Source organism: Streptomyces sp. NPDC004647 (assembly GCF_040609575.1).
In the GTDB taxonomy this organism is placed as follows: domain Bacteria; phylum Actinomycetota; class Actinomycetes; order Streptomycetales; family Streptomycetaceae; genus Streptomyces.
In genome coordinates this window covers 1-26,526 of the sequence record NZ_JBEXKU010000023.1, presented here as the reverse complement: position 1 = coordinate 26,526, position 26,526 = coordinate 1, and the positions used below count along the sequence as shown (strand labels likewise).

26 protein-coding genes and 1 rRNA gene are annotated in these 26,526 nt (G+C 69.9%); 17 read left to right on the top strand and 10 right to left on the bottom strand.

Translation table 11 applies throughout. The features are described from left to right. Window positions 1-79: 79 nt before the first annotated feature. Window positions 80-424: a DUF2516 family protein gene (locus ABZW18_RS12910; RefSeq protein ID WP_356186128.1), complete on the top strand. Its 345-nt coding sequence runs from the start codon at window positions 80-82 to the stop codon at window positions 422-424. 68 nt (window positions 425-492) lie between these two features. On the opposite strand, the gene ABZW18_RS12905 is transcribed toward ABZW18_RS12910, so the two are convergent. Next, on the bottom strand, window positions 493-1,740 hold the full coding sequence (locus tag ABZW18_RS12905) for a fused response regulator/phosphatase (protein WP_356186292.1): 1,248 nt from the start codon (window positions 1,738-1,740) through the stop codon (window positions 493-495). 399 nt (window positions 1,741-2,139) lie between these two features. Here ABZW18_RS12905 and ABZW18_RS12900 point away from each other — a divergent pair, with 399 nt between their 5' ends. Further along, window positions 2,140-2,673 carry an O-acetyl-ADP-ribose deacetylase gene (locus ABZW18_RS12900; protein WP_356186126.1) on the top strand — a complete coding sequence of 178 codons (534 nt, stop codon included), beginning with the start codon at window positions 2,140-2,142 and terminating at the stop codon, window positions 2,671-2,673. A gap of 13 nt (window positions 2,674-2,686) precedes the next feature. Here the strand turns inward: ABZW18_RS12900 and ABZW18_RS12895 are convergent, their stop codons facing one another. Beyond that, window positions 2,687-3,715, bottom strand: coding sequence for an NlpC/P60 family protein (locus tag ABZW18_RS12895; protein WP_356186289.1), 1,029 nt, complete (start codon window positions 3,713-3,715; stop codon window positions 2,687-2,689). A gap of 621 nt (window positions 3,716-4,336) precedes the next feature. Here ABZW18_RS12895 and pstS point away from each other — a divergent pair. From pstS to ABZW18_RS12870, 5 genes are all read left to right on the top strand, one after another. Beyond that, complete coding sequence (gene pstS / locus ABZW18_RS12890) at window positions 4,337-5,464, top strand: phosphate ABC transporter substrate-binding protein PstS (protein WP_356186123.1); 1,128 nt, start codon at window positions 4,337-4,339, stop codon at window positions 5,462-5,464. A 124-nt stretch (window positions 5,465-5,588) separates the two neighbouring features. Continuing rightward, window positions 5,589-6,578: a phosphate ABC transporter permease subunit PstC gene (gene pstC / locus ABZW18_RS12885; RefSeq protein ID WP_356186120.1), complete on the top strand. Its 990-nt coding sequence runs from the start codon at window positions 5,589-5,591 to the stop codon at window positions 6,576-6,578. Next, entirely contained in the window at window positions 6,575-7,651 is a 1,077-nt protein-coding gene (gene pstA / locus ABZW18_RS12880) for a phosphate ABC transporter permease PstA (RefSeq protein ID WP_356186118.1), read from the top strand. Before pstC ends, pstA begins: the two co-directional genes overlap by 4 nt. 57 nt (window positions 7,652-7,708) lie before the next feature. Next, window positions 7,709-8,485, top strand: coding sequence for a phosphate ABC transporter ATP-binding protein PstB (gene pstB, locus ABZW18_RS12875; RefSeq protein WP_356186115.1), 777 nt, complete (start codon window positions 7,709-7,711; stop codon window positions 8,483-8,485). A 93-nt stretch (window positions 8,486-8,578) separates the two neighbouring features. Then, on the top strand, window positions 8,579-8,713 hold the full coding sequence (locus tag ABZW18_RS12870) for a hypothetical protein (protein ID WP_356186113.1): 135 nt from the start codon (window positions 8,579-8,581) through the stop codon (window positions 8,711-8,713). A gap of 102 nt (window positions 8,714-8,815) precedes the next feature. Here the strand turns inward: ABZW18_RS12870 and ABZW18_RS12865 are convergent, their stop codons facing one another. After that, complete coding sequence (locus ABZW18_RS12865) at window positions 8,816-9,814, bottom strand: inorganic phosphate transporter (RefSeq protein ID WP_356186110.1); 999 nt, start codon at window positions 9,812-9,814, stop codon at window positions 8,816-8,818. A gap of 6 nt (window positions 9,815-9,820) precedes the next feature. After that, window positions 9,821-10,441 (bottom strand): DUF47 family protein, encoded by a 621-nt coding sequence (locus tag ABZW18_RS12860; protein ID WP_356186107.1) that lies wholly within the window; start codon window positions 10,439-10,441, stop codon window positions 9,821-9,823. Between the two features lie 206 nt (window positions 10,442-10,647). On the opposite strand from ABZW18_RS12860, the gene ABZW18_RS12855 reads away from it, so the two are divergent. Beyond that, window positions 10,648-11,037, top strand: coding sequence for a metal-sensitive transcriptional regulator (locus tag ABZW18_RS12855; protein WP_356186105.1), 390 nt, complete (start codon window positions 10,648-10,650; stop codon window positions 11,035-11,037). 113 nt (window positions 11,038-11,150) lie between these two features. Here the strand turns inward: ABZW18_RS12855 and ABZW18_RS12850 are convergent, their stop codons facing one another. Next, complete coding sequence (locus ABZW18_RS12850; RefSeq protein ID WP_356186102.1) at window positions 11,151-11,366, bottom strand: hypothetical protein; 216 nt, start codon at window positions 11,364-11,366, stop codon at window positions 11,151-11,153. A gap of 150 nt (window positions 11,367-11,516) precedes the next feature. Then, window positions 11,517-12,392, bottom strand: coding sequence for a hypothetical protein (locus ABZW18_RS12845; RefSeq protein WP_356186101.1), 876 nt, complete (start codon window positions 12,390-12,392; stop codon window positions 11,517-11,519). Between the two features lie 107 nt (window positions 12,393-12,499). Here ABZW18_RS12845 and ABZW18_RS12840 point away from each other — a divergent pair, with 107 nt between their 5' ends. Continuing rightward, window positions 12,500-12,679: a hypothetical protein gene (locus ABZW18_RS12840; protein WP_356186098.1), complete on the top strand. Its 180-nt coding sequence runs from the start codon at window positions 12,500-12,502 to the stop codon at window positions 12,677-12,679. A gap of 233 nt (window positions 12,680-12,912) precedes the next feature. Then, entirely contained in the window at window positions 12,913-14,496 is a 1,584-nt protein-coding gene (locus tag ABZW18_RS12835) for an FAD-binding oxidoreductase (RefSeq protein WP_356186095.1), read from the top strand. Between the two features lie 125 nt (window positions 14,497-14,621). Here ABZW18_RS12835 and ABZW18_RS12830 read toward each other — a convergent pair whose 3' ends face one another. After that, entirely contained in the window at window positions 14,622-15,377 is a 756-nt protein-coding gene (locus ABZW18_RS12830; RefSeq protein WP_356186092.1) for a phosphatase PAP2 family protein, read from the bottom strand. A 313-nt stretch (window positions 15,378-15,690) separates the two neighbouring features. Beyond that, window positions 15,691-16,695, bottom strand: a complete 1,005-nt coding sequence (locus ABZW18_RS12825; protein ID WP_356186089.1) for a bifunctional lytic transglycosylase/C40 family peptidase — start codon at window positions 16,693-16,695, stop codon at window positions 15,691-15,693. Window positions 16,696-17,106: 411 nt separating this feature from the next. On the opposite strand from ABZW18_RS12825, the gene ABZW18_RS12820 reads away from it, so the two are divergent. The 7 genes from ABZW18_RS12820 to ABZW18_RS12790 all read left to right on the top strand — a co-directional run bounded on the left by ABZW18_RS12820 (window position 17,107) and on the right by ABZW18_RS12790 (window position 25,420). Further along, window positions 17,107-17,415 carry a hypothetical protein gene (locus tag ABZW18_RS12820; protein WP_356186287.1) on the top strand — a complete coding sequence of 103 codons (309 nt, stop codon included), beginning with the start codon at window positions 17,107-17,109 and terminating at the stop codon, window positions 17,413-17,415. Between the two features lie 245 nt (window positions 17,416-17,660). After that, a complete protein-coding gene (locus tag ABZW18_RS12815) occupies window positions 17,661-18,500 on the top strand; it encodes a hypothetical protein (protein ID WP_356186086.1) in 840 nt (279 codons plus the stop codon). Continuing rightward, complete coding sequence (locus ABZW18_RS12810; protein WP_356186083.1) at window positions 18,490-19,821, top strand: hypothetical protein; 1,332 nt, start codon at window positions 18,490-18,492, stop codon at window positions 19,819-19,821. Before ABZW18_RS12815 ends, ABZW18_RS12810 begins: the two co-directional genes overlap by 11 nt. Next, the gene (locus ABZW18_RS12805) at window positions 19,818-21,365 is read left to right on the top strand and encodes an SCO6880 family protein (RefSeq protein ID WP_356186080.1); all 1,548 of its coding nucleotides are present in this window, start codon (window positions 19,818-19,820) and stop codon (window positions 21,363-21,365) included. The genes ABZW18_RS12810 and ABZW18_RS12805 overlap by 4 nt, the downstream gene beginning before the upstream one ends. A 10-nt stretch (window positions 21,366-21,375) precedes the next feature. After that, window positions 21,376-22,785 (top strand): ATP-binding protein, encoded by a 1,410-nt coding sequence (locus ABZW18_RS12800; RefSeq protein ID WP_356186077.1) that lies wholly within the window; start codon window positions 21,376-21,378, stop codon window positions 22,783-22,785. A 1-nt stretch (window position 22,786) separates the two neighbouring features. Beyond that, the gene (locus ABZW18_RS12795; protein ID WP_356186074.1) at window positions 22,787-24,775 is read left to right on the top strand and encodes a hypothetical protein; all 1,989 of its coding nucleotides are present in this window, start codon (window positions 22,787-22,789) and stop codon (window positions 24,773-24,775) included. A gap of 99 nt (window positions 24,776-24,874) precedes the next feature. Then, entirely contained in the window at window positions 24,875-25,420 is a 546-nt protein-coding gene (locus tag ABZW18_RS12790) for a DinB family protein (RefSeq protein WP_356186071.1), read from the top strand. 63 nt (window positions 25,421-25,483) lie between these two features. Here ABZW18_RS12790 and ABZW18_RS12785 read toward each other — a convergent pair whose 3' ends face one another. Together ABZW18_RS12785 and rrf are read right to left on the bottom strand one after the other, a co-directional pair. Continuing rightward, a complete protein-coding gene (locus tag ABZW18_RS12785) occupies window positions 25,484-26,053 on the bottom strand; it encodes a GNAT family N-acetyltransferase (protein WP_356186069.1) in 570 nt (189 codons plus the stop codon). A gap of 208 nt (window positions 26,054-26,261) precedes the next feature. Next, window positions 26,262-26,378, bottom strand: a 5S ribosomal RNA gene (gene rrf / locus ABZW18_RS12780). Between the last annotated feature and the right edge of the window lie 148 nt (window positions 26,379-26,526).

Genomic DNA, 26,526 nt, shown 5'->3' with positions numbered 1-26,526 from the left:
GCGAGGCGCCGCGTGGTGCGTCGTCTCGACGGGCTCGACGAACCGAAATGACTCGCAAGACCTACTGGGCGGTGACGGCGTGCTGGTACAGGGATTTGAGAATCTGCTGACCTGGCTCTACCTGGCCATTCTGCTCTTCACGGTGTTCGCGTTCGGTGACGCCGCCTTCCGGCGCGAGGACGCCTACCGCGCCGCGGACAAGCAGACCAAGCCGTTCTGGCTGATCATCCTCGGCGTCGCGGTCGTGGTGAATGTGCTCCCGCTCGGCCTGTTCTTCCTGGTGATCATCGGGCTGATCGCGGCCATCGTCTATGTCGTCGACGTGCGGCCCGCGGTCAAGCAGATCTCGGGCGGTGGCGGACGGGGCGGCCGCCGCGGCAGCAGCTCCGACGGCCCCTACGGTCCGTACAACGGCGGCCGCTAGCCCGGTCAGGGGCGGAGGACACCGGCCCGGTCAGAGGCCTGAGGCCGCCGGCCCCGTCGGAGACGGGTCTAGGCCCAGCCCCTCGACCCCGGGCCCCTCTGCCCCGGGCCGCCGGGCCCCGGCTCGGACGGGCTCCCCGCCGGGCCACGCTCGAGCAGCAGCACCGCGACGTCGTCCGTCAGCTCCCCGCCGTTGAGCGAGCGCACCTCGGTCACGGCCGCGTCCAGCAGCTCCTCGCCGCGCAGCCCCTCCGCCAGCTGCCGGCTGACCATCTCGGTCATGCCCTCCTGCCCCAGCCGCTGCGTGCCCTCACCGATCCGGCCCTCGATCAGCCCGTCCGTGTACATCATCAGGCTCCAGGCCCCGCCCAGCTCGACCTGCCGGCGCGGCCAGCGGGCCTGCGTCAGCAACCCCAGAGCCGGGCCACCGTCCTCGTACGGCAGCAGCCGCGGCGGCCGGCCCGCCCGGGCGAGCAGCGGCGCCGGGTGCCCGGCCAGGCACACCCCGGCCCGCCGCCCGTCCGGCGCGATGTCCACGGTGCACAGCGTCGCGAAGATCTCCTCGTCGGCCCGCTCGTTCTCCAGCACCTTCTGCAGGGTTCCGAGCAGCTGGTCGCCGCACAGCCCCGCGAAGGTCAGCGCCCGCCAGGCGATCCGCAGCTCCACACCGAGCGCGGCCTCGTCGGGGCCGTGTCCGCATACGTCGCCGATCATGGCGTGGACGGTGCCGTCCGGCGTACGGACCGTGTCGTAGAAGTCACCGCCCAGCAGTGCCCGGCTGCGGCCCGGCCGGTAGCGGGCGGCGAACCGCAGGTCGGAGCCCTCCAGCAGCGGTTTGGGCAGCAGCCCGCGCTCCAGCCGGGAGTTCTCCTGGCCGCGCAGATGCGACTCGGTCAGCTGGCGCTGGGCGACATCGGCCCGCTTGCGCTCCACGGCGTAGCGGATCGCCCGGTTCAGCAGCCTGCCGTCCAGCTCGTCACGGTGGAGGTAGTCCTGGGCGCCGACCCGTACGGCATCGGCACCCCGCTCGGCGTCGGCCACGGCGGTCAGTGCGAGTACGGCGGTGGAGGGTGCGAGCCGCAGCACATGGCGGAGCGTCTCCAGCTCGTCACCCGACTCCTTGCCGGGGACGGCGAGAGCCAGATCGAGCAGGATGCAGTGCACATCGTCGGTGAGCAGCCGCTCCGCCTCGGTGAGATTGCGGGCGGTACGGATCCGGACGCGCTTGCCCTCGCTGTCCAGCATTTCCGGAACGGTCAGCGGGACGGCCGGATGGTCCTCGATCACCAGCAGCGTCAGCCCGGGAGTGCTCACCATGTCGGAGACAGGCTCCGGCCCCCGTTCGGAGGCAGCCTTTTCCGCGGGTCCGGCGGTGTCCACCGGCCCGCCCTGGTGCGGCACAGCCGGCCGCCCCGACTCGGAACGTGCCGGGAGGTCCGCCGGAGCACCATCCGCAATCAGGGCTTCCCCCTGCTGCGGTACGGGTACGGGCATTGCTCTGTTTCCTTCCCTCCCCCCGAGGGCTCGACGGCCGCCATTCGGCCTGCCGCCGGGCGCCGGGAGCGCATCCTCCGTCTGGTCTGGTTGGTGATACGCCGGGCGCTGAGAGGCGACCTTAGCGGTAGGCCGCGCCGGAGCGGAATGGCGAAACTCGATCCGCCCCTGTCATATGCCAAGCTCCACCGGGGTTTTGACCCGAAGCGAGACAATAGGGGAATGACGAATCTCACGCTGACCATGGGTGACATCACCGAGCAAAAGGCCGACGCCGTGGTGAATGCCGCGAACTCCTCCCTCCTCGGCGGTGGCGGCGTCGACGGCGCCATCCACCGCCGCGGCGGACCAGGGATTCTGGAGGAGTGCAAGGCGCTTCGCGCGGCGGACTACGCGGCCGGTCTCCCCGCCGGGCAGGCCGTGGCCACGACCGCGGGCCGCCTTCCGGCCCGCTGGGTCATCCACACCGTGGGCCCTGTGTGGTCGGACACAGAGGACCGCTCGTCCACTCTCGCCTCCTGCTACAGCGAGTCCCTGCGGGTCGCCGACGAGCTGGGCGCCCGTACGGTCGCCTTCCCGGCCATCTCCACCGGCGTCTACCGCTGGCCGCTCGCCGACGCCGCCCGGATCGCCCTCTCCACAGTCCGCGCCGCCCGTACGGAGAATGTCACCGAGGCCCGCTTCGTGCTGTTCGGACAGGAGGCCCATGACGTCTTCGCGGAGACCCTGCGCGCCTTGGAGCAGGGCGCCGACTGACGGGGAACGGCCGTCACTTGTCGGGGCGTACGACGCCGAGTATCTGCATGGAACCGGCACCCGCGAGCGTCACCTGGCGCCCCGGCCGCGGCGCGTGCACGATCGTGCCGTCCCCGACGTACAACCCCACGTGCCCCGCGTCCTGGTGATAGATGATCAGGTCGCCCGGCCGCATGTCCTCGATGTCCACCCGGGGCAGCAACCGCCACTGCTCCTGCGAGGTCCGGGGGATGGCCTTGCCCGCCGCCAGCCAGGCCTGTGAGGTCAGACCCGAGCAGTCGTACGTCTTCGGGCCCTCCGCGCCCCACTCGTAGTCCTTGCCGATCTGTTTCGTCGCGTACTTGATGGCTTGTTTTCCCCGCTCGGAGGCCCTGCCGCCGCGACCGTCCAGCACACCGGATCCGAGCCACTTCGCCTGCGCCTTGCGGGCGGTCTCCTCCTCCAACGTGCGCAGCCGCTCGAGCTCTTCGCCCTGGAGCTCGGACTCCAGCTTCTTCGCACCGGCGAGCCGGGACTTGATCTCCTTCTTCGCCTCGGCCTTCTTCTTGCGGTTCTGCTCGAGTTTCCGCCACTGGTCACCGGCGGACGCGGCGTAGCCGTCCAAGTCCTTCTGGGTGCGCGCCAGTGTGGTCATCAGGCCCTTGGTCGCTTGCTGTCCCTTGCGCACGAGATGGGTGTCCTTGAAGAAGTCCTCGGGGTTGCTCTTCAGAAGCATCTGCGCCTCATCGGGGAGGCTGCCGTTCCGGTACTGCGCGCGGGCCAGCGCGCCCGCCTGGTTCCTGAGCCGGTCCATCGTCTTCTGCGCCTCGACAACGGCCTGGGCGATCCGGACGATCTCCTGCGACTGCTTCTCGGACGCGGCACGTGCCGCGTTGTACGCCTCGGTGGCCGCCTCCGCCTTGCGGTACAGCCCGTCGATCCGCTGACGGACCTCCTCCAGGCGGGTGTCCGAGAGCGGCGGCTCCGGCTCGCCGGCCGACGCGAACGCCGCACCCGGCGCGACCAGCGAGCTCACCGCGCACACCAGTGCCGTCGCCGTCACGACCGCCGTGCGCGAAGCCCTGCGCGCTCCGACCGGTCCATGTCCCCCGACATCCACCTGCCGCCTCACCGGCCACCTCCCTTTCGCTGCGCACCCGTTGCTGCTGACGAACCGTCTCCCAGGCGCGGATGTTGCCATGCTTACCCGCAATCCGACAGAGGCATCTCCCCTTTGTCCCAGGGCAGTTGCCGCACACACGCCGTTGTGGCAGGGACCCGGGGAGAGCCACCCGACAGGGATGAACGGAGGGTGAACAGGCAGCTCCGGAGGGCCGCCGGCCGGCCGTCGGCGCGCGGCCTCACTCCGGGGACACGGAGGGCCGCGGGCAGTCATCGGCCCGGGTAGGTGTCACACTCCGCATGGGGTAGGACACGCAGCGTCGCCGATGTGGCTGAGGGTGTCGGGCTTTTCGTCGGGGCGTCACCAGCCGCGGCTCTCGCCATGCCAGGTCGCCGCACTGACGGACGAGGTTCACCTTGCGTTCACTTAGGCCCGTCGATCGATTCACCTGATCTGCCTAATTTCAGCCGTACCGGTGAGCGGAAGCCACCGGGTGGATGCAGAACCACAAACCCTCAGCTTCGCCGTCCACCGGCGGGCGCCAGGAAGGAACACTCGAAGGTGAAGCTTCAGCGTAAGAACGGCCGCGGTCTGCGCGCCCTGACCGTCGGCGCGGTCGCAGTCTCCAGCGCACTGGTCCTGACTGCCTGCGGTTCGGATGACAATTCCAAGACCGGCGGCGCCGACACCGAGGCTGCCGGCAGCATCAAGTGCGGCGGGAAGGGCCAGCTCCTCGCCTCTGGCTCCTCCGCCCAGAAGAACGCCATCGACGCGTGGGTCCAGAACTACGCGGCGGCCTGCAAGGACGTGCAGCTCAACTACAAGGACATCGGCTCCGGTGGCGGTATCACCGAGTTCCTGCAGGGCTCGACCGCCTTCGCCGGCTCCGACTCCGCGCTGAAGCCGGACGAGGTCGCCAAGTCCAAGAAGGTCTGCAAGGGCGGCCAGGGCATCAACCTGCCGATGCTCGGCGGCCCCATCGCCATCACCCACAACGTCTCCGGCGTGGACGACCTCGTCCTCGACGCCCCGACCATCGCCAAGATCTTCGACTCGAAGATCAAGAAGTGGGACGACCCGGCGATCAAGAAGCTCAACCCCGACGCCAAGCTGCCGTCCACCGACATCCAGGCCTTCCACCGCTCCGACGAGTCGGGTACCACCCAGAACCTGGGCAAGTACCTCGGCAAGTCCGCCCCGAGCGACTGGAAGTACGAGGACGAGAAGTCCTGGCCCGCCAAGGGCGGCCAGTCCGCCAGCGGCTCCTCCGGCGTCGCCTCCCAGGTCAAGCAGACCGACGGCGCGATCGGCTACGTCGAGCTCTCCTACGCGACCTCGCAGAACATCAACACCGTGAAGGTCGACACCGGCGCCGCCAAGCCCGTCGAGGCCACCTCCGACAACGCCTCCAAGGCCATCGCGGCCGCCAAGGTCGTCGGCAAGGGCAAGGACCTGGCGATGGACCTCGACTACTCGACCAAGGCCGACGGCGCGTACCCGATCATCCTGGTCACCTACGAGGTCGCCTGCGACAAGGGCAACAAGCCCGAGACGCTCGACGCCGTGAAGTCCTTCCTCACCTACACCGCGAGCGAGGACGGCCAGAAGATCCTCACCGAAAAGGGCTACGCCCCGCTCCCGGCCGAGATCGCGACCAAGGTCCGCGAGACCGTGCCGACCCTGTCCTGACCCGAGCGACCGGCCCCGCCCAGCAACACCGGGCGGGGCCGGTCGGCCGAGGTCACCGCCATCCGGTGCACCGCCGCCAGGGGCCCGTCATTTCGGGACAGGCCCCAACCAGACCGGAGCAATCATGGATATGACTTCTACCGCGACCGCCCCACCACCACAGCCGGCCCCCGTCTCCAAGGGCAAGGCCACCCGCCCCGGAGACCGGATCTTCCTCGGTCTCTCCCGCGGTTCCGGCATCCTGCTGCTGGTCATCATGGCGGCCATCGCGGTCTTCCTCACCTACCGCGCCTACCTCGCCGTCTCGAAGGACAAGGCCAACTTCCTCACCGCCTTCGAATGGAACCCGGCGGGGAGCCCGCCGGAGTTCGGCATCGCGATCCTGGCCTACGGCACGGTCGTCAGCTCGATCATCGCCATGGTCATCGCCGTCCCCGTCGCGGTCGGCATCGCGCTGTTCGTCTCGCACTACGCGCCGCGCAAGCTGGCTGCCCCGCTGGGGTACGTCATCGACCTGCTCGCCGCCGTCCCGAGCATCATCTACGGCCTCTGGGGCGCGCTCGTCCTGGTGCCGTACCTCGGCGGCATGAACTCCTGGCTCAGCGAGTACCTGGGCTGGACGTACATCTTCCAGAAGGAGGGGTCGGGCCCGGCCCGCTCGCTCTTCACCGTCGGCATCCTGCTGGCCGTCATGATCCTCCCGGTCATCACCAACGTCACCCGTGAGGTCTTCCTCCAGGTGCCGAAGATCCACGAGGAGGCGGCGCTGGCCCTGGGCGCCACCCGCTGGGAGGTCATCCGGATGTCGGTGCTGCCCTTCGGACGCTCCGGCATCATCAGCGCCTCCATGCTCGGCCTCGGCCGTGCGCTCGGCGAGACGATGGCCGTCGCCACCGTGCTGTCGCCGACCTTCCTCTTCTCGGGTCATCTGCTGGACCCGGGAGGCGGCACCTTCGCCCAGAACATCGCCGCGAAGTTCAACGAGGCGGACGACTTCGGCCGTGACGCGCTGATCGCCTCCGGTCTCGTGCTCTTCCTCATCACGCTGCTGGTCAACGGCGCGGCCCGGCTGATCATCGCCCGCCGCAAGGAGTACTCGGGGGCCAACGCATGAGCAACTCCGTCATGGACAAGCGCCCGGTCACGGACGCCCCGCAGCATTCCACCCTCGCCCACGCGCGCCTCCCCCGCTGGGCCCCGGCCGGCATAGCCGTCGGCTCGGTGGCCCTCGGCTGTGGCGCCGGCCTCGCCGCCGGCTGGCACAGCAAGGTCCAGTGGGGCCTGATCTCGGCGATCCTCTTCGTCCTCGCCACGTACGCGATCACCGCGCGCGTCGAGGGCCGCCGACAGGCCAGGGACCGGGTGGCCACCAGCCTCGTCTGGGTGTGCTTCATCCTCGCGATCATCCCGCTGGTCTCGCTGGCCTGGACCACCGTCGTCCGGGGCGCGAAGACGCTGGACGGGGCCTTCCTCGGCCACTCCATGGCAGGGCTGGCCAACACCGACGAGGGCGGCGGCGTCTACCACGCCATCATCGGCACCCTCGAGCAGGTGGGCATCGCGACCCTGATCTCGGCCCCGATCGGCCTTCTCACGGCGATCTACCTGGTCGAGTACGGCCGCGGGAAGCTGGCGAAGGCCGTGACGTTCTTCGTGGACGTCATGACGGGCATCCCGTCGATCGTCGCGGGCCTCTTCATCCTCTCCACCTGGGTCCTCACCTTCGACATGGGCTTCTCCGGCTTCGCCGGCGCTCTGGCCCTGTCGATCCTGATGATGCCGGTCGTCGTGCGCTCCACCGAGGAGATGCTCAAGCTCGTCCCGAACGAGCTGCGGGAGGCGTCCCTCGCCCTGGGCGTGCCGAAGTGGCGGACCATCCTCAAGGTGGTCCTGCCGACGGCGGTCGGCGGGATCACCACCGGTGTGATGCTGGCCGTGGCCCGTATCGCCGGTGAGACCGCCCCGGTCCTGCTGCTGGTGTTCGGCAATGCGTTCATCAACAACGACCCGTTCAATGGTGCTCAGTCGTCGCTCCCGCTGTACGTCTTCGAGCAGTACCGGATCGGTACCGACGCCTCCTTCGACCGCGCATGGGCCGCAGCCCTCGTCCTGATCGCGTTCGTCATGATCCTCAACCTGGTGGCCCGTGGCATCGCCCGCTGGAAGGCCCCGAAGACCGGCCGCTGAGGCCACAGACAGCAATCCCGGGGGCCGCCCCCCGGACCCCCGAAGAGAGTGATTCACATGGCCAAGCGCATCGACGTCAGCGGCCTGACCGCGTACTACAGCAGCCACAAGGCCATCGAGGACATCTCGATGACCGTCGAGCCCCGCTCCGTGACCGCCTTCATCGGCCCCTCCGGCTGCGGCAAGTCCACCTTCCTCCGCACCCTGAACCGGATGCACGAGGTCACCCCCGGCGGCCGTGTCGAGGGCAAGGTGATGCTGGACGACGAGAACCTGTACGCCTCCGGCGTCGACCCGGTCGCCGTGCGCCGTACGGTCGGCATGGTCTTCCAGCGGCCGAACCCGTTCCCGACGATGTCGATCTACGACAACGTCGCGGCGGGCCTGCGGCTCAACGGCTCGTACAAGAAGCGCGAGCTCGACGCCATCGTCGAGAAGTCCCTCCGGGGCGCGAACCTCTGGAACGAGGTCAAGGACCGGCTGAACAAGCCCGGCTCCGGCCTCTCCGGCGGGCAGCAGCAGCGGCTGTGCATCGCCCGCGCCATAGCGGTCGAGCCGCAGGTGCTGCTGATGGACGAGCCCTGCTCCGCCCTGGACCCGATCTCGACCCTCGCCATCGAGGACCTGATCGGGGAGCTGAAGGAGCGCTTCACGATCGTCATAGTGACGCACAACATGCAGCAGGCGGCGCGTGTCTCCGACCGCACGGCCTTCTTCAACCTGGCCGCCGTCGGTGAGCCCGGCAAGCTCGTCGAGATCGACGAGACCGAGCGGATCTTCTCCAACCCGTCCGTGCAGGCGACGGAGGACTACATCTCCGGCCGCTTCGGCTGACGGTCCCTGGAGACCGAGCGTCCTGCGGTGCTGCATGGCGGTGCCACCGCAAGACGAAGGGCCCGCCCCTGGCTCCCGGGGGCGGGCCCATCCATGTCTGTGCAGGTTATCGCGGTGCGGGCCGGCTGGTGCGAGCCGACTGGTGCGGACCGGGCCGGTACGGGCTTCTCCGTACGGCTACCGGCCCCGTCCGGACTTCCCGGCTCGTACGGGGGCCGGACCTCGTAGGCCTTCTGCCCTCGTACGACCCCGCGGCCGGAACCGCTCCGGGGCTCGTACGTTTCCCGGACCTCGCAGGCCTTTTGCGCGTACGGCCCGCAGCCGGCGCTGCTAGCCGAACGCCAGATCCACGATCCAGTAGCTCAGCGCCGCGACCAGCGCGGCGGCGGGCATCGTGATGAACCAGCCGGCGACGATGTTCTTGGCGACGCCCCAGCGCACCGCGTTCACCCGCTTCGTGGCACCCACACCCATGATCGCGGAGGTGATGACATGCGTGGTCGAGATCGGCGCGTGGAACATGAAGGACGCGGTGTACATGACCGAGGCCGCGGTCGTCTCGGCCGCGAAGCCCTGCGGCGGGTCCAGCTCGATGATCCGGCGGCCGAGGGTCCGCATGATGCGCCAGCCACCCGCGTACGTACCGACCGACAGCATCGCCGCACAGGCGATCTTGACCCAGACCGGGATCGCGTCGCCCGACTGCTGGACATCCGCGATGGTCAGCGCCATGACGACGATGCCCATCGTCTTCTGGGCGTCCTGCAGACCGTGGCCGAGGGCCATACCGGCCGCGGAGACGGTCTGGGCTATGCGGAAGCCCCTCTTGGCCTTGTGCGGGTTGGATTTGCGGAACATCCAGAGGATGGCGAGCATCACCAGATAGCCGAGCACCAGCCCCACGATCGGGGACAGGAACATCGGAATGACGATCTTTTCGAGCACTCCGGTCCAGATGACCTCGGTACCGCCCGCGAGCGCCGCGCCCACCATGCCGCCGAACAACGCGTGGCTGGAGGACGAGGGCAGACCGTAGTACCAGGTGACCAGGTTCCAGACGATCGCGCCGACGAGCGCGGCAAACAGGATGCCCATGCCCGACCGGCCGGTCGGGGTCTCGATCAGTCCCTCACTGACCGTCTTGGCGACCCCGCTGCCGAGGAACGCACCCGCGAGGTTCATCACCGCGGCCATGGCCAGCGCGGCGCGGGGGGTCAGTGCCCGGGTGGAGACCGAGGTGGCGATGGCGTTCGCGGAGTCATGGAAGCCATTGGTGTACGTGAAGAAGAGCGCGACCCCGATGGTCACGACAAGAGCGAAGGTGTCCACCTCGGGTCAGGACTCCTTGACCGCGATGGTCTCGACGGTGTTGGCGACGTGCTCGAAGGCGTCCGCCGCCTCCTCCAGAACGTCCACGATCTCCTTGAGCTTGAGCACCTCGATGGCCTCGTACTTGCCGTTGAAGAGCTGAGCGAGGAGCTTGCGGTGGATCTGGTCCGCCTGGTTCTCAAGGCGGTTCACCTCGATCCAGTACTCGGTGAGGTTGTCCATCGTCCGCAGGTTCGGCATGGCCTCGGCGGTCAGTTCCGCCGCCCGCGCCAGCACCTCGATCTGCTGCTCGACACCCTTCGGCAGCTCCTCGACCTGGTACAGAACGACCAGGTCGACGGCCTCCTCCATGAAGTCCATGATGTCGTCGAGCGACGAGGCGAGCTTGTAGATGTCCTCGCGGTCGAACGGCGTGATGAAGGAGGAGTTCAGCTGGTGAAAGATCGCGTGAGTGGCGTCGTCCCCAGCGTGCTCCGCCGCCCGCATCCGGTCGGAGATCTCGGCCCGGGCGGAGGGGTCAGCCCCGAGCAGTTCCATCAGGAGCTTCGAGCCCGTGACGATGTTGTCCGCGGAAGCGGCGAACATGTCGTAGAAGCTCGTCTCCCTGGGGGTCAGACGAAAGCGCACAAGGGATCCTCGGGGGTGCATCGGATTCGGTCAGGGTGATGCTAGGCGCATCATCCGGCCACGGCTAACCGGCGTTCCTCAGTGTCGCCCATGGTGCAGTCTGCCCAGCAGGGGCCCCCGGCTCCCGCGTCAAAATTCGGTAACATATACCTGCTAGGGGTATATGTACCGGACCATATTCACCTTGTGGACAACGGGAGGACTTCATGACGACCACCGAGGCCGCCTCGGCCGGGGCCGCCGCCCGCCACACCCCCGAGTCCGATTCCGCCACCGGCGCCGCCTCCGGCACGGGCCCGCACGGCTACACCGGGCAGAAGGAGCAGCACCTCAAGCGCCTGCGCCGGATCGAGGGCCAGATCCGCGGTCTCCAGCGGATGGTCGACGAGGACGTGTACTGCATCGACGTCCTCACCCAGGTCTCCGCCTCCACGAAGGCGCTGCAGTCCTTCGCCCTCCAACTGCTGGAGGAGCATCTGCGGCACTGCGTGGCCGCGGCGGCCATCGAGAGCTCGGCTCAGGGGGAGGGTCAGGAGGAGATCGACGCCAAGGTTGCGGAGGCCACATCGGCGATCGCCCGCCTTCTGAGGACATAACGCACGTGACGAAGCGCACGTGAGAAGTAGTGCGGCGACCGGGAGACCGAGACGCAGCCGGGCGGAAACAGCCGGGTGCGGGAGGGGCGGGATCCAGCCAAGCCCCGGGTCGGTCAGGCGGCTCCCGGTCGTCTTCTGCCGTGGGGTGGTGCCGTCTCGTCGTGACAGTCCACCGCCGCCACCCGGAGCACCTCGTCGATCCGGTCCGAGCTGAGCCGGTCCTCGCCCGCGGCCGATGCCGCGATCATCAACTCACCGCACAGCTCGATCTCGGCGAGGGCCACGTGGTCCTGGACCGTGGAACCGCGGGACGCGGCCACGTGCGTCACCTCCTCCTCGCGAGCGTCGCCGCCTGCCGGACGTTTCTCTGAGCGTGCACTGCCCAGCGTAGGTACCCGGGCACAATGCGCGCATGGCACAGTCGGACCATTTCCACGGGCCCGATCGGCCCCCGGGCCCCCTGCCCAATGCCCCTCTCCCTACGCCTGCGGGACGGCAATCTTGCCCGCGTAGATATCCCGCTCCTCCGGCAGTTCCACATCCACAACGGCCCCGAACGCGTACAGCACGGTGGTCGACACGACCTCCGTGCCGGTCCCACTGCCGCTGCCGTTGGAGAAGTTGAACCGATGGCGGACCTTCCGCAGCCGGCCCTGCTCGTCGAGGTAGGCGTCGAAGGGCACCGCAGTCTCGGAGAAGCCCCTGGCCGCGGCCGCCAGCGCCCCGCGCGCATGCGGTGACGCGGACCGCGCGGCGCGGGCGATGTCCGTCGTACCGCGGTAGTGCCGTACGGTCGCCCCGTCCCCATGAGCCCGCTCCTCCCCGACGTACGTCACCCGGCGTGCCCCGCGCAACAGTTCGGCCGCGGACAGCGGGTCGGTCGCCCCACCCGTCACCAGGTTTCCGTCGGCGAGCCCGGTCGTGTCCACCCGCACCCACTTGTCGGCAGGCACCCCCGCGCCGCGGTCCTTCATATAGAGGGCACCGGGGCCGAGGAGTTCGGTGACCGGCTGATGCTCCTCGGCCCCTGCCGCGTCCTTGGGCAGGACGACCCGCAGCCGGCCGAGCCGCTCGCGGTAGTCGAACGCGCCCTTCCCGCGGATCGTGACCCTGGTCCCGCCGGTGGCCGTCTCCATGGACGTACGGGCCCGGGAGCTGCCCGACCGGGCGAGGACGTCGGCGGCGCGGTGCACGGCGGCGGCCGCGGCAGCGTCGTCGACCGCGCCATCCGCCGCTCGGCGGTCGTCGGCGACCGCGCCGATGCCGGAACAGCCCGTCGCCAGCAGGCCCACCACCAGGCTGCCTACCGCGACGGCGACGGCGCCGCCCTTCCGTCCGTGCCGCTGCACCACCATGGCCTGCGTACCCCCAGAAAGATCCAGCCGGAACAATGAGTCGGCCCGAAGCTCAATTCGCTTAACGACGGTCCCGGGGCCCCCGTCACGGCCGGTACGGTGGGCGGGTGCGCTCGCAAGGATCCGACGCCCCCTCCGGACGTCGCGAGAACCACCACACTCGTACCGACGACCGGGGCTCCTTCTCGCTCGCCCGCTGCTCCTGCGGCTGGGCGGGCCCGGCGAGGCGCGCCCGCGGGCGCGCCCGCGAGGACGCCGACACGCACCTCACGGACCTGCTGCGCTGATCACCGGCGCCATCGGAAGGCCCGATATCCGGCGTCCCCTGCCCCGGCCCCTACCCCTGCCCCGGCCCCGGCCCCGGCCCCGGACAAGGTGAGCGAGGAGCCTCGTCACCCGGGCAACAGCCCATCCCCCGAAAGCCCGTACGCACCACAGCACGCCGATCCGGAACCCCCGCGGACCGCTGACCGTCTCGTAAGCCGAAACGGCAGGCGAACCCGCGGAGGGCCACACATATATGGACAGGCGCACGCTTCTGCGAGCAGGAACCGGAATGGCGGCCACCGCCGGCTGGCTCACCGCGTACGGCGGCGCCCCGGGACGCGCCGCGGCACCGCCCCGCCCCCGGTCACCCCTGTCCGGCGCGAGCACCACCTCCCGCACCGCCCGCGGGGCGGCGCCCCGCCCGGCCGACTGGACCGCGCTGGACCGCGGTCTCGGCGGCGGCCTCATACGGCCCGGCGACGCCGCGTACTCCACCGCCCGGCTGCTCTACAACACCCGCTTCGACGCGCTGCGCCCCGCCGGCATCGCGTACATAGCGAACAAGGCCGACATCACCGAGTGCCTGGCCTTCGCCCGCCGCCACTCCGTCCCCGTCTCGATACGCAACGGCGGCCACTCCTACGCCGGTTGGTCCAGCGGAAACGGACGACTCATCATTGATGTGTCCGAACTGGACCGGATCGCCTCGAGCCGGACCGAGGCCACCGTCGGTGCCGGCGCCAAACTCATCGACGTCTACAGCCGCCTCGGCGCCCACGGCGTGACCGTCCCCGCCGGCTCCTGTCCCACCGTCGGTATCTCCGGCCTCACCCTGGGCGGCGGCCACGGCGTCGTCTCCCGGGCGTACGGCCTCACCTGCGACAGCCTGCTCTCCGCCACTCTCGTCACGGCCGACGGCCGCACGCTCACCTGCGACAAGGACCGCAACCGCGACCTCTTCTGGGCACTGCGCGGCGCGGGCAACGGGAACTTCGGCGTCGTCACCGAGCTCCGCTTCCGTACGCACAAGGCGCCGCGGGCCGTGAGCGCCCACCTCCGCTGGCCCTGGACGAAGGCCGCCGCCGTGATCCGCGCCTGGCAGGAGTGGGGCCCGGGCGCACCCGACGAGATCTGGTCGTCCGCGCACCTGTCCGCCGGTGCGGGCGGTACGCCCCAGGTCTCGGTCTCCGTCTTCTCCCTGGGCACCTACGGCGACCTCCAGAACGCGGTGGACCGGCTCGCCGACCGGGTCGGCGCTCCGGCCTCCTCCGTGTCGCTGCGCCGCCGCAGCTACCAGGAGGCGATGACGGGCTACGCGGGCTGCGCGTCGTACACCACCGAGCAGTGCCATCTGCCCGGCTCCACCCCGGGCCGCCGCCGGGCCGGGGCGCTCAAGCGTGAGACGTACGCCGCACGCTCGGACTTCTTCGTTCGCTCGCTGAGCGCCCAGGGGATAGGGACCCTGGTCGCGGCGACGGAGCGATTCAGCCGGGCGGGCGGCAGCGGCTCCGGCAGTGTGACGCTCACCGCGCTGGGCGGGGCGGTCAACCGGGTCTCCCCCGGGGCCACGGCCTTTGTGCACCGCCGGTCGCGCGTCCTCGCGCAGTACCTGACCTCGTACCCCTCGGGCCGCAGCGGATCGGCTCAGTCCGCCTGGCTGGACGAGCTGCATCAGTCGATGCGCCGTCATGCATCGGGAGCGGCCTACCAGAACTACGCCGACGCGAAGCTCAGGGACTGGCGCGGGGCGTACTACGGTCCGGCCGCGGACCGGCTGGCGAAGCTGAAGAGGCGTTACGACCCGGACCGGGTCTTCGACTTCCCCCAGGCGCTGTGACCGCTCCGTGGAACCGGTGACGTGAGAAGGTCCCACTGCCTCCCCGTACGGAGGCGGCGGGACCGATTCCGCCCGGATCGCCGAGCCGGGGCTCAGGCGGGGCTCAGGCGGGGCTCAGGCGGGGCTCAGGCGGCGAGGTCCTTGTCGCTGCCCGGCTGTCCGGGCGCCGGCGCGGTCTCGGTTCGGGTCCCGGCCTCGGCCCCGATGCCCGTCCCGGCCTCGGCTTCCGGGCCGGACTCCCGCGCCTTCGCGGACCGCAGAGCCTCCGGTGCCTGGACGAACCGGCCCGCGCGCCGGGAGTCCGCCACGGCCCGCGCCAACGGTGTGAGCAGCGCCATCGCCGCCGGCGCCAGCAGCAGAGCCACCGCGGTGCCGAGCGCGAAGCCACCGACGACGTCCGTCGGGTAGTGCACTCCCATGTACACGCGGCAGAAGCCTTCGAGGAGCGCGAGGCCGATGCCCGCGAGACCGAACTTCCGGTTGGCGACGAACATGCCGACGCCGATGGCCATGGCCAGCGTCGAGTGGTCGCTCACGAAGGAGAAGTCGGCCTTCCCGGCGACCAGGACCTCGAGCCCCTTGTGGTCGACGAAGGGGCGGGGGCGCTCGACGAACCCGCGTATCGGGATATTGACGAGCAGCGCGATACCGGCGGCGAGCGGCGCCCAGACCAGCCCGGCGACGGCGCTCGGCGCGTCCTCCCGCTTTCTGACGGACCACCAGCACCAGACCATCAGCAGCGCCATCGCCGCCATGATCCCGTACTCGCCGATCCACTCCATGGCCCGGTCGAACCAGTGGGGCGCGTCCTCCGCCAGCCCGTTGATGTCGTAGAGCAGCGAGACATCGGGGTTTGACCCGGTCGATTCGACTCCAGCCATATGGCGCGGCCCCTTGTCTCAGTGTGTCTCTGTGCTCGTGGTGCTCGTGGTGCTCGGTACGAATCTGCCGGAATCTGTGGTCGTGAGGAGCTGTGACCGCGGTCAAGAGGCTGTGTCCTCGGTCAAGAGAACGGCCGATCCTCCTGCGGACGTTCCGCTCTCTACCGAATGATCACCAGGACGTTATCGAAGGGTGATACATCGCCGCAGCTCAGGGGCATGGCCTTACGCAGAGTTCAAGCCAGGGCTCGGATTCCGCGGCCACTCCGCCGAACTCCACTCCGCCGACCCCCACCCGGCCTTGGGTAAAGCTTCACGCAGCGCCCGCCGTGGGGAGCGCCTTTGCGCCATCCTCGGTGACCCGGGTCGCGCCGAAGTAGTCCGGCGTATCGATCTTGTCGAACCGGATCACCGCACCCGTGTACGGCGCATTGATCATGTAGCCGCCGCCCACGTAGATGCCCACGTGCCGGATCGCCCGCGAGTCGGTGAGGTCGTCCGAGAAGAAGACCAGATCGCCCGGCAGCAGCTCGTTCCGGTCCGGGTGGGACCCGGCGTTGTACTGGTCGTTCGCCACGCGCGGCAGTTCAATCCCGACCGTCTCGTACGCCGCCTTCGTCAGCCCCGAGCAGTCGAACCGCCCGCCTTGGTCCGCCGTTCCGTTGCCGCCCCACAGATAGGGCGTGCCCAGTTTCTTCTGCGCGTAGTAGATCGCCCCGGCCGCCTGCCGCGACGCCGGGACCTTGCCGGCCGGTGCCTCGAAGCTCTTGGCGAGGGTGGTGATGACCTTCACATAGTTCTGTGTCTCGCGGTACGGGGGCACCCCGGCGTACTTGATGACCGCGTACGCGCCCGCGTTGTAGGCGGCCAGCATGTTCTTCGTCGGGTCACCGGGGGCGCTCTTCACATACTTGGCCAGTTTGCAGTCGTACGAAGCGGCCGATGGGATCGCGTCCTTGGGGTCCCACACGTCGCGGTCGCCGTCCCCGTCCCCGTCGACGCCATGCGTGGCCCAGGTGCCGGGGATGAACTGCGCGATTCCCTGCGCGGCCGCCCCGCTCTGCGCCTTGGGGTTCCAGCCGCTCTCCTGGTACAGCTGCGCGGCCAGCAGCGACGGGCTGATCGCGGGACAGAGGTTGCCCCACTTCTGCACCAGCGGCTTGTACACCGCGGGCACGGCGCCCTTCGCCAGGCCGAGCGCCTTTCCGCCACCGCCGAGCAGACCGGCGGCAGCGGTGTACGTACCGACGACGAGCAGCGCGAGTAAGCACATCGCCAGCCCGATGCCGACGCCGACGGCCGGCCAGACTCTGCGCATTCCCCTTACCCTCCCCATCCCCGTTGGCTCAGCGGCGTTTTGGACGGTACATGGCCATCGGGTCGGTGGCGACGGCGCACGGAGGCATGGACGCGACACACCGGGACTCCGTTGGCGGCGGACGGCATTGACCGTACGCGGCGACAACGGACCGACCAGTCGGCGCGGTTGCGACGCCGCCACCCAATATTGCTCAGGGTCACGGCTCGTGATACATAGAGCGACAATACGTTTCCCCTGCCACCGTCGGACCGGCCACATCCACGGACGTGACCGGAGACACGCACGGCATCCGTCAAAATTGGGCGCCAAGTCGCCGTGCGAGGGCGGCATCGTCAGCGAAGATGGAAGCTGACCCATGCCGTGCGGCAGAGGGCATACAACTACCCAACAGGGGCGGTGAGTTTCAAAATGTTCCTGGCAGCCGAAAAGGGCGACATCACCACCATCATCGGCGGCATCGCTCCGGACTGGGGGCCGTTCGGGAGCCTGGGCAACGAGGCGCGCATCATGATCGAAGTCGTGATGGCGGTCGCGATCCTGCTCTGCCTCGGCATCGCGATCTGGGGCGCGGCCAAGCAGCGCATCGGCGCCACGGCGCTGCGCGACACCTTCAGTGCGGAACAGGGGAAGGGCCTCATCGTCGCGGGCCTGACCGGCGTCTTCATCATCGGCTCGCTCGGCACGGTGTTCACCATCGTGTACGGCATGGCCGTATAGCGACGCGTCCGCCGTCCGGCCGCGGCGCGCGCCCGCCCCTCCGGCCCCTCGACAGGGACGGAGCGCGCCCGGCCCCCGTACACCCGTCCGTCGTGCCCACCGGCTGAGGTTGCGTTCCCCTTGATGTCGAGTCACCACTCTGCGCCCGCGTGCAGAACAGCGCGTCTACCGTCCTCCCGCTACCGCTGCGACTATGCATACGGCAAGCCATCGACACGGGCCGAGCCCGAGGGGGCGTACGCACCATGAGTCTCGGCGACGACGAGTACCGTCCCGACTCCACCGACGACGGCCGGAGCGTCGGCCGCCAGACGCGGACACGGCTGCCGGAGCGGACGGGCGGCGACCCGTACGGCGGGGGGCGGCGGACCGCGCGTCCGTCCAAGAGCATGGTCACGGTCATGGGCGTGGTCGTGCTGCTGGTCGCGGCTATCGCGTTCGCGAACCGCGGCGGCGGTGACTCCTCCGGAACGGACTCCGGCCGCGACGGTGCGGCCCGACCGACCGCTCCCACGGGCGAGAAGCCGGTGCCGGGGTCGGACGGCGGCATCGCGAAGGGCTTCCCGAAGACGGGGCAGGGGGCGCAGAGCGCGGCGGCGAACTACGCCGTGGCGCTGGTGTCGGCCGACATCCTGAAGCCCGACCGGCGCCAGGAGATCGTCCGTCAGCTGTTCGTCGACGAGAGGGTGGGGGAGCTCGAAGCCAAGCTCGACCGGGCCTACTCCGAGGAGTTCCTGGACGGTCTCGGCCTGGACCCCGACGGCAACGCCGCGAAGGGCATGACGTACGTCTCACGCACAGCACCCGTGGGCACCAGAACCACCGAATCCACGGACACCACGACGACCGTCGAGGTCTGGTGCACCGGCGCGTTCGGCACCGCCGGGGTGAGCTCCACCAACCCGGTGGCCAACGACTGGTTCACCATGACGCTGAAGCTCCGGTGGAGCGGCGGGGACTGGAAAGTCGAGAGCTTCTCGCAGAAGGAGGGCCCGGCACCCGTGAACAACGACCGCCAGGCCTCCGACGCCGACGAGATCGCGAAGGCCGTTGAGGAGTACGGAGGCTTCACCTATGCCCGGTAGTCCACGCCGCCGCACGCTCACGCTCACCGCCGCCTTCGCGGCGGTTCAGACGGCTGTCGTGCTGCTGGCCGCCCGGGCCTCGGCGGCACCGACGCCGACACCGAGTCCGTCCGCCAAGGAGAACTGCGATCTGCTCGTCGGTCCTTCCAAGGACCTCTGCGAGCGCGGCGACAACGCACCCAGCGGCGGCGGCGCCCCCCGCAGCCCCCTCGAGGACAGCCCCCTCGACCCCCTGGCCTCACTCGCCCGCGGCTGCGCCGACGCCGCCGCGTGGATCGTCGGGAAGCTGTCCAAGGCGGTCAACGAGACGACCGACGTCGACTTCACCAACACCGCCTTCCTCCGTCAGTACGCCGTCGTCTTCGCCGCCTCGACCATCCTCACCCTCCTCCTCTGGCTGCTCGCCGTCGCCAAGCGCGCCATTCGCGGCGTACCGCTCACCGAGGCGATCACCGAGGCGATCGGCTTCCTCTGGCTCACCGTTCTCGCCTCCGCCTTCACCCCGTTGATCCTCTACACGCTCGTCTCCGCGACGGACAGCGTCACCGAGGTCATCGCCTCGGGTACGTCCTCGGAGACCGACACCTTCTTCGGCTCGTTCTCCGAGGCCCTCAAGAAGGGCAACGACATCGGCGGCGGACCGATCATGCTGATCGTCGTCAGCCTCGTGTCCGTCCTGGCCGCCGGTGTCCTCTGGCTGGAACTGGTCATCCGGGCCGCCCTGCTCTACGCCGGCGCGCTGCTGGGCACCGCCGTGTACGCCGGGCTGGTCGACAAGAACATGTGGGGCCACGTACGCCGCTGGGCCGGGATCATGATCGCGGTGATCCTGGTCAAGCCGGTGATCATCATCGTGCTCGGTCTCGCGGGGGCCCTCTCCGCCTCCGACGACGGCCCGGACGCCTTCTCCGCCGTGGTCTCCGGCCTCGCGATCATTCTGCTCGCCATCTTCGCCAGCGCCATGATCTACCGCTTCGTCCCCGGCTTCGGCGACGAGATCGCCAGCGCCCGCAGCAACCGCAAGGCCGCCACCGACGGCAGCCAGGCGGCCGCCGTCATCTCCACCCCCGCCGCGCTCGTCAAGCAGGGCATCAAGACCCACAGCAGCCGCGGCTCCGGCGGTGGAGGGGGCGGGGACGACGGCTCGTCCCGGTCCGTGTCCAGGCCCCAGAGCGGCGTCGCCGGCGGTGTGGCGGCGCACAGTACCCGCGGCAGTTCGTCCGGCGGCAGAGGCGCCGCACCCGCACCCCGTACGCCTGACCGCGGCAGCGCGGGCAACTCCGCCAACCCCGGCAATTCCTCTGGAGGTGAGCGGCGTTGACGACCCAGTCCCACCCGATCGCGCCACGCCGTACGTACCTCATCGGCCGCGCCCGGCCGAATGCGATCATCGGCAAGAACCGGGAGACCGGTGAGATCGCGCTGATCATCGCGGGGGCGTTCCTCGGCATGATGTGCGGACTGCTCGTCCCCGTCCTGCCGCTGCGGATCGCCTCACTCACGGGTTTCCCGATGCTGGCGCTGGCCGCTGTCTACGTGCCGTACAAACACCGCACGTTCTACAAGTGGTTCGAGATCAACCGCTCGTTCAAGCGGACCCTGCGCCGGGGCACGACCTACCGCTCCACCGTCGCCGAGGCGGGCATCCGGCTGGACGGCCGGGAGGTCGAGGTCGGGCCGCCGCCCGGGATCGGGCGGATCAACTGGCTCGCGGCGCCGTTCGGGCCGGACGAGATCGCCGTACTGCTGCACGCCGACCGCCGTACCGTCACCGCCGCGATCGAGATCGAGGGCCCGGGCGTCGGACTGCGGGACAGCGAGGACCAGGAGGCCCTGGTCGACCGGTTCGGGACACTGCTCAAGCACGTGGCCAACGGGGACGGCTTCGTGACGCGGCTGCAGATGCTCGCCCGTACGCTGCCCGCCGACCCGGACGCGCACGCCAAGGATGTGGAGCGGCGCGGCGACTCGAGAGCCCCGGGCTGGCTCCGCAACTCCTACGACCAGCTCCAGTCGATGGTGTCCACGTCGTCCGAGCAGCACCGCGCGTATCTCGTCGCCTGTATGCATTTCACCCGCGAACTGGCGGCGGAGGCGCACACGATGGCGCGGGCCACCCGGCAGGGGCGCGGCAGGCTGGACAAGGACGCGGGCCTGGCGGTGGTCATGGCGCGCGAGCTGACCGACATCTGCGCGCGGCTCACCGAGGCGGACATCCGGGTGCGCCAGCCGCTGGGCCAGGGCCGGCTGGCCTCGCTCGTGCACTCGATGTACGACCCGGACCACCCGATCGACCACATCCAGGCGATGACGCAGCGGAACGCCTGGCCGGCCGAGCTGGACGCGATGGAGCCGACGTACCTCCAGGCGAAGACCCGGGAGTCGACCACCCGCGCCCCCTGGTGCCACGCGACGGCGTGGGTGAAGGAGTGGCCGATGACCCCGGTCGGGGTGAACTTCCTGGCGCCGCTGCTGGTCCACACCCCGGATGTGATCCGTACGGTCGCGGTCTGCATGGATCTGGAGCCGACCGAGATCGCCATCGAGCGGATGCTGACGGAAAAGACGAACGACGAGGCGGAGGCATCGCGGGCGGCGAAGATGAACCGGACCGTGGACCCCCGGGACATCGCCGCGCACGGGCGGATGGACCAGCGCGGCGAGGACCTGGCGAGCGGCGCGGCCGGAGTCAACCTGGTCGGGTACCTCACCGTCTCCTCGCGCAACCCGGAGGCCCTGGCACGGGACAAGCGGACGATCCGCGCCTCGGCGGGCAAGTCCTACCTCAAGCTGGAGTGGTGCGACCGGGAACACCACCGGGCCTTTGTGAACACCCTGCCCTTCGCCACCGGCATCCGACGATAGGGGCCTCGCCGTGCTCGATCCGCTGACCGCTGTCACCGAGGCGTTCACCAGCTTCCTCTTCGGGAAGGTGGAGACGACCCGGCTGCCGGTCCGTACGTCCACGGGCCAGGCCCAGGCCGTCTATCTGCCCACGGCCGCTCCCGGCCTGGGGGACTCCGGCGTGATCATCGGGCGTGAGGTGTACTCCGGGAAGGGCTACATCTACGACCCGTTCCAGCTGTACGGGCAGCAACTGCCCGCCCCGCACTGGCTGGTGCTCGGTGAGTCCGGCAACGGCAAGTCGGCGCTGGAGAAGACGTATGTGCTGCGGCAGCTGCGCTTCCGGGACCGTCAGGTGGTGGTGCTCGACGCGCAGGGCGAGGACGGGGTCGGCGAGTGGAACCTCATCGCCGAGGAGCTGGGAATCACTCCCATCCGGCTCGATCCGGTGGCCGCGCTGGACGGCGGGATCAGGCTCAACCCCCTCGACCCGTCGATCACCACCACGGGACAGCTGGCTCTGCTCCGTACGATCATCGAGGTCGCGCTGGGGCACGGGCTCGACGAGCGCTCGGGCTTCGCGCTGAAGGTCGCGCACGCGTACGTCAACGAGACCATCACGGACCGGCAGCCGGTCCTCACCGACATAGTCGAGCAACTGCGGCACCCGGAACCGGAGTCGGCTCAGGCGATGAACGTCGGCACCGACGACGTACGGGCCTGGGGCCTGGACGTCGCGCTGGTGCTGGACCGGCTGGTCGACGGTGACCTGCGGGGCATGTTCGACGGCCCGACGACTGCGGGCATCGATCTCGACGCGCCGCTGATCGTCTTCGACCTGTCCCATATCGACCGCAACTCGATCGCGATGCCGATTCTGATGGCGATCGTGGGTGTGTGGCTGGAGCACACCTGGATCCGGCCCGACCGGAAGAAGCGGATCTTTCTGGTGGAAGAGGCCTGGCACATTATCAACTCGCCCTTCGTGGCACAGCTGTTCCAGCGGCTGCTGAAGTTCGGGCGACGGCTGGGCCTGTCGTTCGTCGCCGTCGTCCACCACCTGTCGGACGTGGTCGACGGCGCGGCCGCCCGCGAGGCGGCGGCGATCCTGAAGATGGCGTCGACGCGGACGATCTACGCGCAGAAGGCGGACGAGGCGCGGGCGACGGGCCGGGTGCTGGGGCTGCCACGCTGGGCAGTGGAGATCATCCCGACGCTCACGCCGGGCATCGCCGTCTGGGATGTCAACGGAAACGTCCAAGTCGTGAAGCACCTGGTGACGGAGGCCGAACGGCCCCTCGTCTACACCGACCGCGCCATGACGGAGTCGTCGATGAGCGACGAAGCCCTGGCGCTGGAGCGAGCGGCCGAGGCGGAAGCGGAGGAGCGCGCGGCGAAGGCGATGGAGCAACAGCTCGCGGACGAGTCGACGGTGGCCTGACATGGCGTCAGGACAGGACGGACAGGGCCCTGGGGCGAGAGCGGCTCGCGGACAGGAGCGGGGCATCCCGGACGGCCTTCTGGTCGGGCTGCTCGGCTTTCTGCTCGGGCTGACGCTGCTGGTGTGGATGGCGACGGGGCTGGCCGGACTGTTCGCGCGGGGGGCGTGGCCCACGGGCGTACGGTTCACGCACACCCCGGTTGCCATACGGCATCTGGTGTCGGACCCGCACGACGTGGCCTCGGCGTGGCCGGAGGCAGCGGCGGATCAGCTGTCGGGGTACGGACTGTTCTGGGGCATCTTCATCAGCGAGCTGATGGTGCTGTTCGTACTGGCGGTGTTCGTGATCGGCGTGGTGACGCGCTGGAGAGCCGTGCGCCGGTCCGCTCGGAGCGGGGCGGCTGCCGCGCAGGTGGACGGCGCGGTCGCCGGGGGCACAGCGGGGCCCGGGGCCGGCGGCCCCGCGGGTGTTGCGGGCATCGCGGCTGCTGCGGGTGCTGGGGTCAATGGCGGGCCCGGTGCTCCGCCCCACAACAAGGGCAGTGTGCCCGCGGGCGCCGGAGCCGCCGGAGCCGCCGGAGCCGCCGGAGCCGCCGGAGCCGCCGGAGCCGCCGGAGCCGCCGGAGGCATCCTGCCGGCAGCCGGACCTCCCCCGGGCAACAACTTCAGTGGCCTCCGGGTGAGTACGGATGGCACACCTCTTCCGGACCCTGGCACCCCCGGCGCGGAAACGACCGCCGGCGCCCCCGGCGCGAACAGCACCGGCACACCCGTACCCGGCGTCCCAGCGCCGGGCACACCAGAGCCCGGCACCCCCGGCCCCGGAACGACCGCAGGGAGCTTCGGAGCAAGTGTCCCGGGAGTCAGGGCCCCCGGGGGCGGCGGGACGGCTGCCGCCGGCGCTCCGGGCAGCACAGCGGCAGGTGCCGCTCCGACGACGACCGGGCTTCACGCGGGCGTGGCCGCGGCCTCTCACGGCTCGCCGTCAGCGGTAGGAGCAGGCGGTCGGGAAGAGAGCCACGCCGGAAGCCTGGATCCCGCCGGACCCCGACAACAGGGCGGGACGGGCGTGTACTTCACCGGCCCCCGCGGCGACAGTCACCAACCGCTCGCGGTGCGAACGATTCTGGAAGCCGCAGGCCCCGTCCTCGTCGCCACCTCGAACCCCACCCTCTGGACCGAGACAAAGAGCGCCCGGGCCAAGCTCGGCCCGACCCACCTCTACGACCCCAGCCATCTCCTCGACACTCCCGCCCGCCTGCGCTGGTCCCCCTCCGCGGGCTGCGAGTCCCGCGAGGTCGCCGCCGCCCGCGCGGCCGCTCTGCTCGCGCCCGTACGGCCGGTACACGCCCTCGACTCCGCCATGGCCGAGGCTGCGGAAACACTGCTTCGCTGCTGGCTGCACGCCGCGGCAGTCGACGGCCGGCCGTTCCGGCAGGTGCACCGCTGGGCGTCCGGGAGCTCGGCGCACGAGCCCGTACGTATCCTCCGTACGAACCCCAAGGCCGCCTCCGGCTCGGCGGGCGAGCTGGAGGGCACCCTCACCGGCTACCCCGAACGCCGTGAGACCGCCCAGGAGTTGACCGCGCGGACGCTGTCCGCGCTCTCCTCGATCCACATCAGGGACGCCTGCAATCCCACCCGCGCCGACTCCCTCGCCCTGGAATCTTTCGTGGCCGAAGGGGGAACGCTGTACGTGGTGGGTGAAGCGATCGAGGATCCGCGGACCCACCCGGGTGCGATGCCGTTGCTGACAGCACTCGTCTCGAGCGTGGTCGAGCACGGCCGCCGCATGGCCGAACGGTCATCTGCCGGTCGGCTCGACCCACCACTCACCCTGGTCCTCGACGACGTTGCCGCCGTGGCGCCCCTCCCCCAACTGCCCGAGCTGGTCGCCGCAGGCATCGCGCAGGGCCTCCCGGCACTGGCTCTCCTCCGCTCCGAGGAGCAGGCGCGCGCCCGCTGGCCGAACCGCAGCCTGCTGGTCTGACAGCTGCCTCGGCCGCCATGTGGCCCGTCCGAAACGGGTGTTCCTCGAGGCCGCGGGCTTCCATGCCCGACTGTCCGAGCCCCCTGCCACACTCACGCCATGAACGAAATCCCGGCGGAGAACTACGCACAGGCCTGGGCCTCCGACGCCCGAACCGCCCTGCCCCTCGTCGGCGACGAGCGCGAGATCCTGACGGCTTTCCTCGACTGGCACCGCGAGACCTTCGAGCTCAAGTGCTCCGGCATTCCACAGGAGCGGCTGTCCGAGAAGGCGATCCCGCCGTCCGGACTGAGCCTTCACGGCCTGCTCCGGCACCTCGCCGGGACGGAACGGTGGTGGTTCCGCCAGCAGTTCGTCGGCGAGGATGTGCCGCATCTGTACTACTCGAACGAGGACCCCAACCAGGATTTCGACGGCCTGGACGGCGATGTAGGGGAAGCCTTCGCGGTTTGGCGGGCGGAGTGCGAGGCTGCCCGTCGCATCGTCGCCGAGGCACCCTCTCTCGACCTGACCGGCATTCAGAAGTCGAGCGGAGAGCCGATCTCACTTCGCCGGATCCTGCTCCATATGATCGCCGAGTACGCCCGGCACAACGGCCACGCCGACCTGCTCCGCGAACGAATCGACGGCGCCAAGGGGTACTAGGACTCTGAGCAAGGGGCCACGCCCGGTCCCTCAGCCCCGTGCGACGGCGAGCGTCTTCTCCCGCTACGGCCGCGGCAACCCCATCTCGTACTCCAGCTCCTCCGGGTTCGGCGGGAAGGCCATCGTCTCGCCGGTCGGGGTGAAGCCGAGCCGGCGGTAGAAGGCCTGGGCGCGGGGGTTGTCGCCGTGCACCCAGAGCCGGATGCGCTCGGCCTTGGTCTGCTCCCAGGCCCAGTCGATGGCCGTGCGGAAGAGCTGCTCAGCGACGCCGGTGCCTCGGTGCTCGGGGCGTACGTACACGCTGACGATGTGCATCTGGGGCGGGACGGAACCCTCGGCCATGTCGGGCACGCCGGTCGGGAGGCCGGCGTGCTCACCCACATGTGTCTCGTCGAGCAGAGCGAGCATGGCGACCCAGACACCGTCGTCATCCGTCGCGATCACATTCGTGGCGGCCCCGCCGTCGGAGACGGGTGTGGCCCGGCCCCGCCAGAAGTCGTCGGCCTGCGCGGCGCCGTTCTCGTACGTGTCCACGAAGGCGACCCGAGCGACGGGGTCGTTCAGCGCGACCAGCCGCAGTTCCTTCAGCTCGGCCCAGTCCTCTATGCGGACGGTCCGGATCTCATAGCCCATGTCTCGATGCTCGCATCCGCTCCCGGGCATCGCACAAGCGCATGTGGATCTCGCCTGGCGTGCGCCGGCTGCCGAGCCGCGGCACGCTGCTACCGAGCCGCAGAACCGCTCCGGGCAACGGTGAACACCTGGAGAGCCCTGGTTTTTGGTGGTGAACGCAGAAATGCCTCAACCCCCAAGCATGGCTTGGGGGTTGAGGCTAATGATTGTTCGGCGGCGTCCTACTCTCCCACAGGGTCCCCCCTGCAGTACCATCGGCGCTGAAAGGCTTAGCTTCCGGGTTCGGAATGTAACCGGGCGTTTCCCTGACGCAATGACCACCGAAACTCTGTGAAGTTGAACCGCCCGGCGTTTTCACGGGTCGTTACTTCAGAACCTACACAGTGGACGCGAGCAACTGAGGACAAGCCCTCGGCCTATTAGTACCAGTCAGCTCCAGCAGTTACCTGCCTTCCACACCTGGCCTATCAACC

Bases quoted from the DNA above. Each gene is read 5' to 3' on its own strand.
- ABZW18_RS12905 (WP_356186292.1), bottom strand. From the start codon at position 1,740: ATGGTGAGCACTCCCGGGCTGACGCTGCTGGTGATCGAGGACCATCCG.
- ABZW18_RS12900 (WP_356186126.1), top strand. From the start codon at position 2,140: ATGACGAATCTCACGCTGACCATGGGTGACATCACCGAGCAAAAGGCC.
- pstC (WP_356186120.1), top strand. From the start codon at position 5,589: ATGGATATGACTTCTACCGCGACCGCCCCACCACCACAGCCGGCCCCC.
- pstA (WP_356186118.1), top strand. From the start codon at position 6,575: ATGAGCAACTCCGTCATGGACAAGCGCCCGGTCACGGACGCCCCGCAG.
- pstB (WP_356186115.1), top strand. From the start codon at position 7,709: ATGGCCAAGCGCATCGACGTCAGCGGCCTGACCGCGTACTACAGCAGC.
- ABZW18_RS12870 (WP_356186113.1), top strand. From the start codon at position 8,579: ATGTCTGTGCAGGTTATCGCGGTGCGGGCCGGCTGGTGCGAGCCGACT.
- ABZW18_RS12855 (WP_356186105.1), top strand. From the start codon at position 10,648: ATGACGACCACCGAGGCCGCCTCGGCCGGGGCCGCCGCCCGCCACACC.
- ABZW18_RS12845 (WP_356186101.1), bottom strand. From the start codon at position 12,392: ATGGTGGTGCAGCGGCACGGACGGAAGGGCGGCGCCGTCGCCGTCGCG.
- ABZW18_RS12835 (WP_356186095.1), top strand. From the start codon at position 12,913: ATGGACAGGCGCACGCTTCTGCGAGCAGGAACCGGAATGGCGGCCACC.
- ABZW18_RS12830 (WP_356186092.1), bottom strand. From the start codon at position 15,377: ATGGCTGGAGTCGAATCGACCGGGTCAAACCCCGATGTCTCGCTGCTC.
- ABZW18_RS12825 (WP_356186089.1), bottom strand. From the start codon at position 16,695: ATGCGCAGAGTCTGGCCGGCCGTCGGCGTCGGCATCGGGCTGGCGATG.
- ABZW18_RS12820 (WP_356186287.1), top strand. From the start codon at position 17,107: ATGTTCCTGGCAGCCGAAAAGGGCGACATCACCACCATCATCGGCGGC.
- ABZW18_RS12815 (WP_356186086.1), top strand. From the start codon at position 17,661: ATGAGTCTCGGCGACGACGAGTACCGTCCCGACTCCACCGACGACGGC.
- ABZW18_RS12810 (WP_356186083.1), top strand. From the start codon at position 18,490: ATGCCCGGTAGTCCACGCCGCCGCACGCTCACGCTCACCGCCGCCTTC.
- ABZW18_RS12795 (WP_356186074.1), top strand. From the start codon at position 22,787: ATGGCGTCAGGACAGGACGGACAGGGCCCTGGGGCGAGAGCGGCTCGC.
- ABZW18_RS12790 (WP_356186071.1), top strand. From the start codon at position 24,875: ATGAACGAAATCCCGGCGGAGAACTACGCACAGGCCTGGGCCTCCGAC.
- ABZW18_RS12785 (WP_356186069.1), bottom strand. From the start codon at position 26,053: ATGGGCTATGAGATCCGGACCGTCCGCATAGAGGACTGGGCCGAGCTG.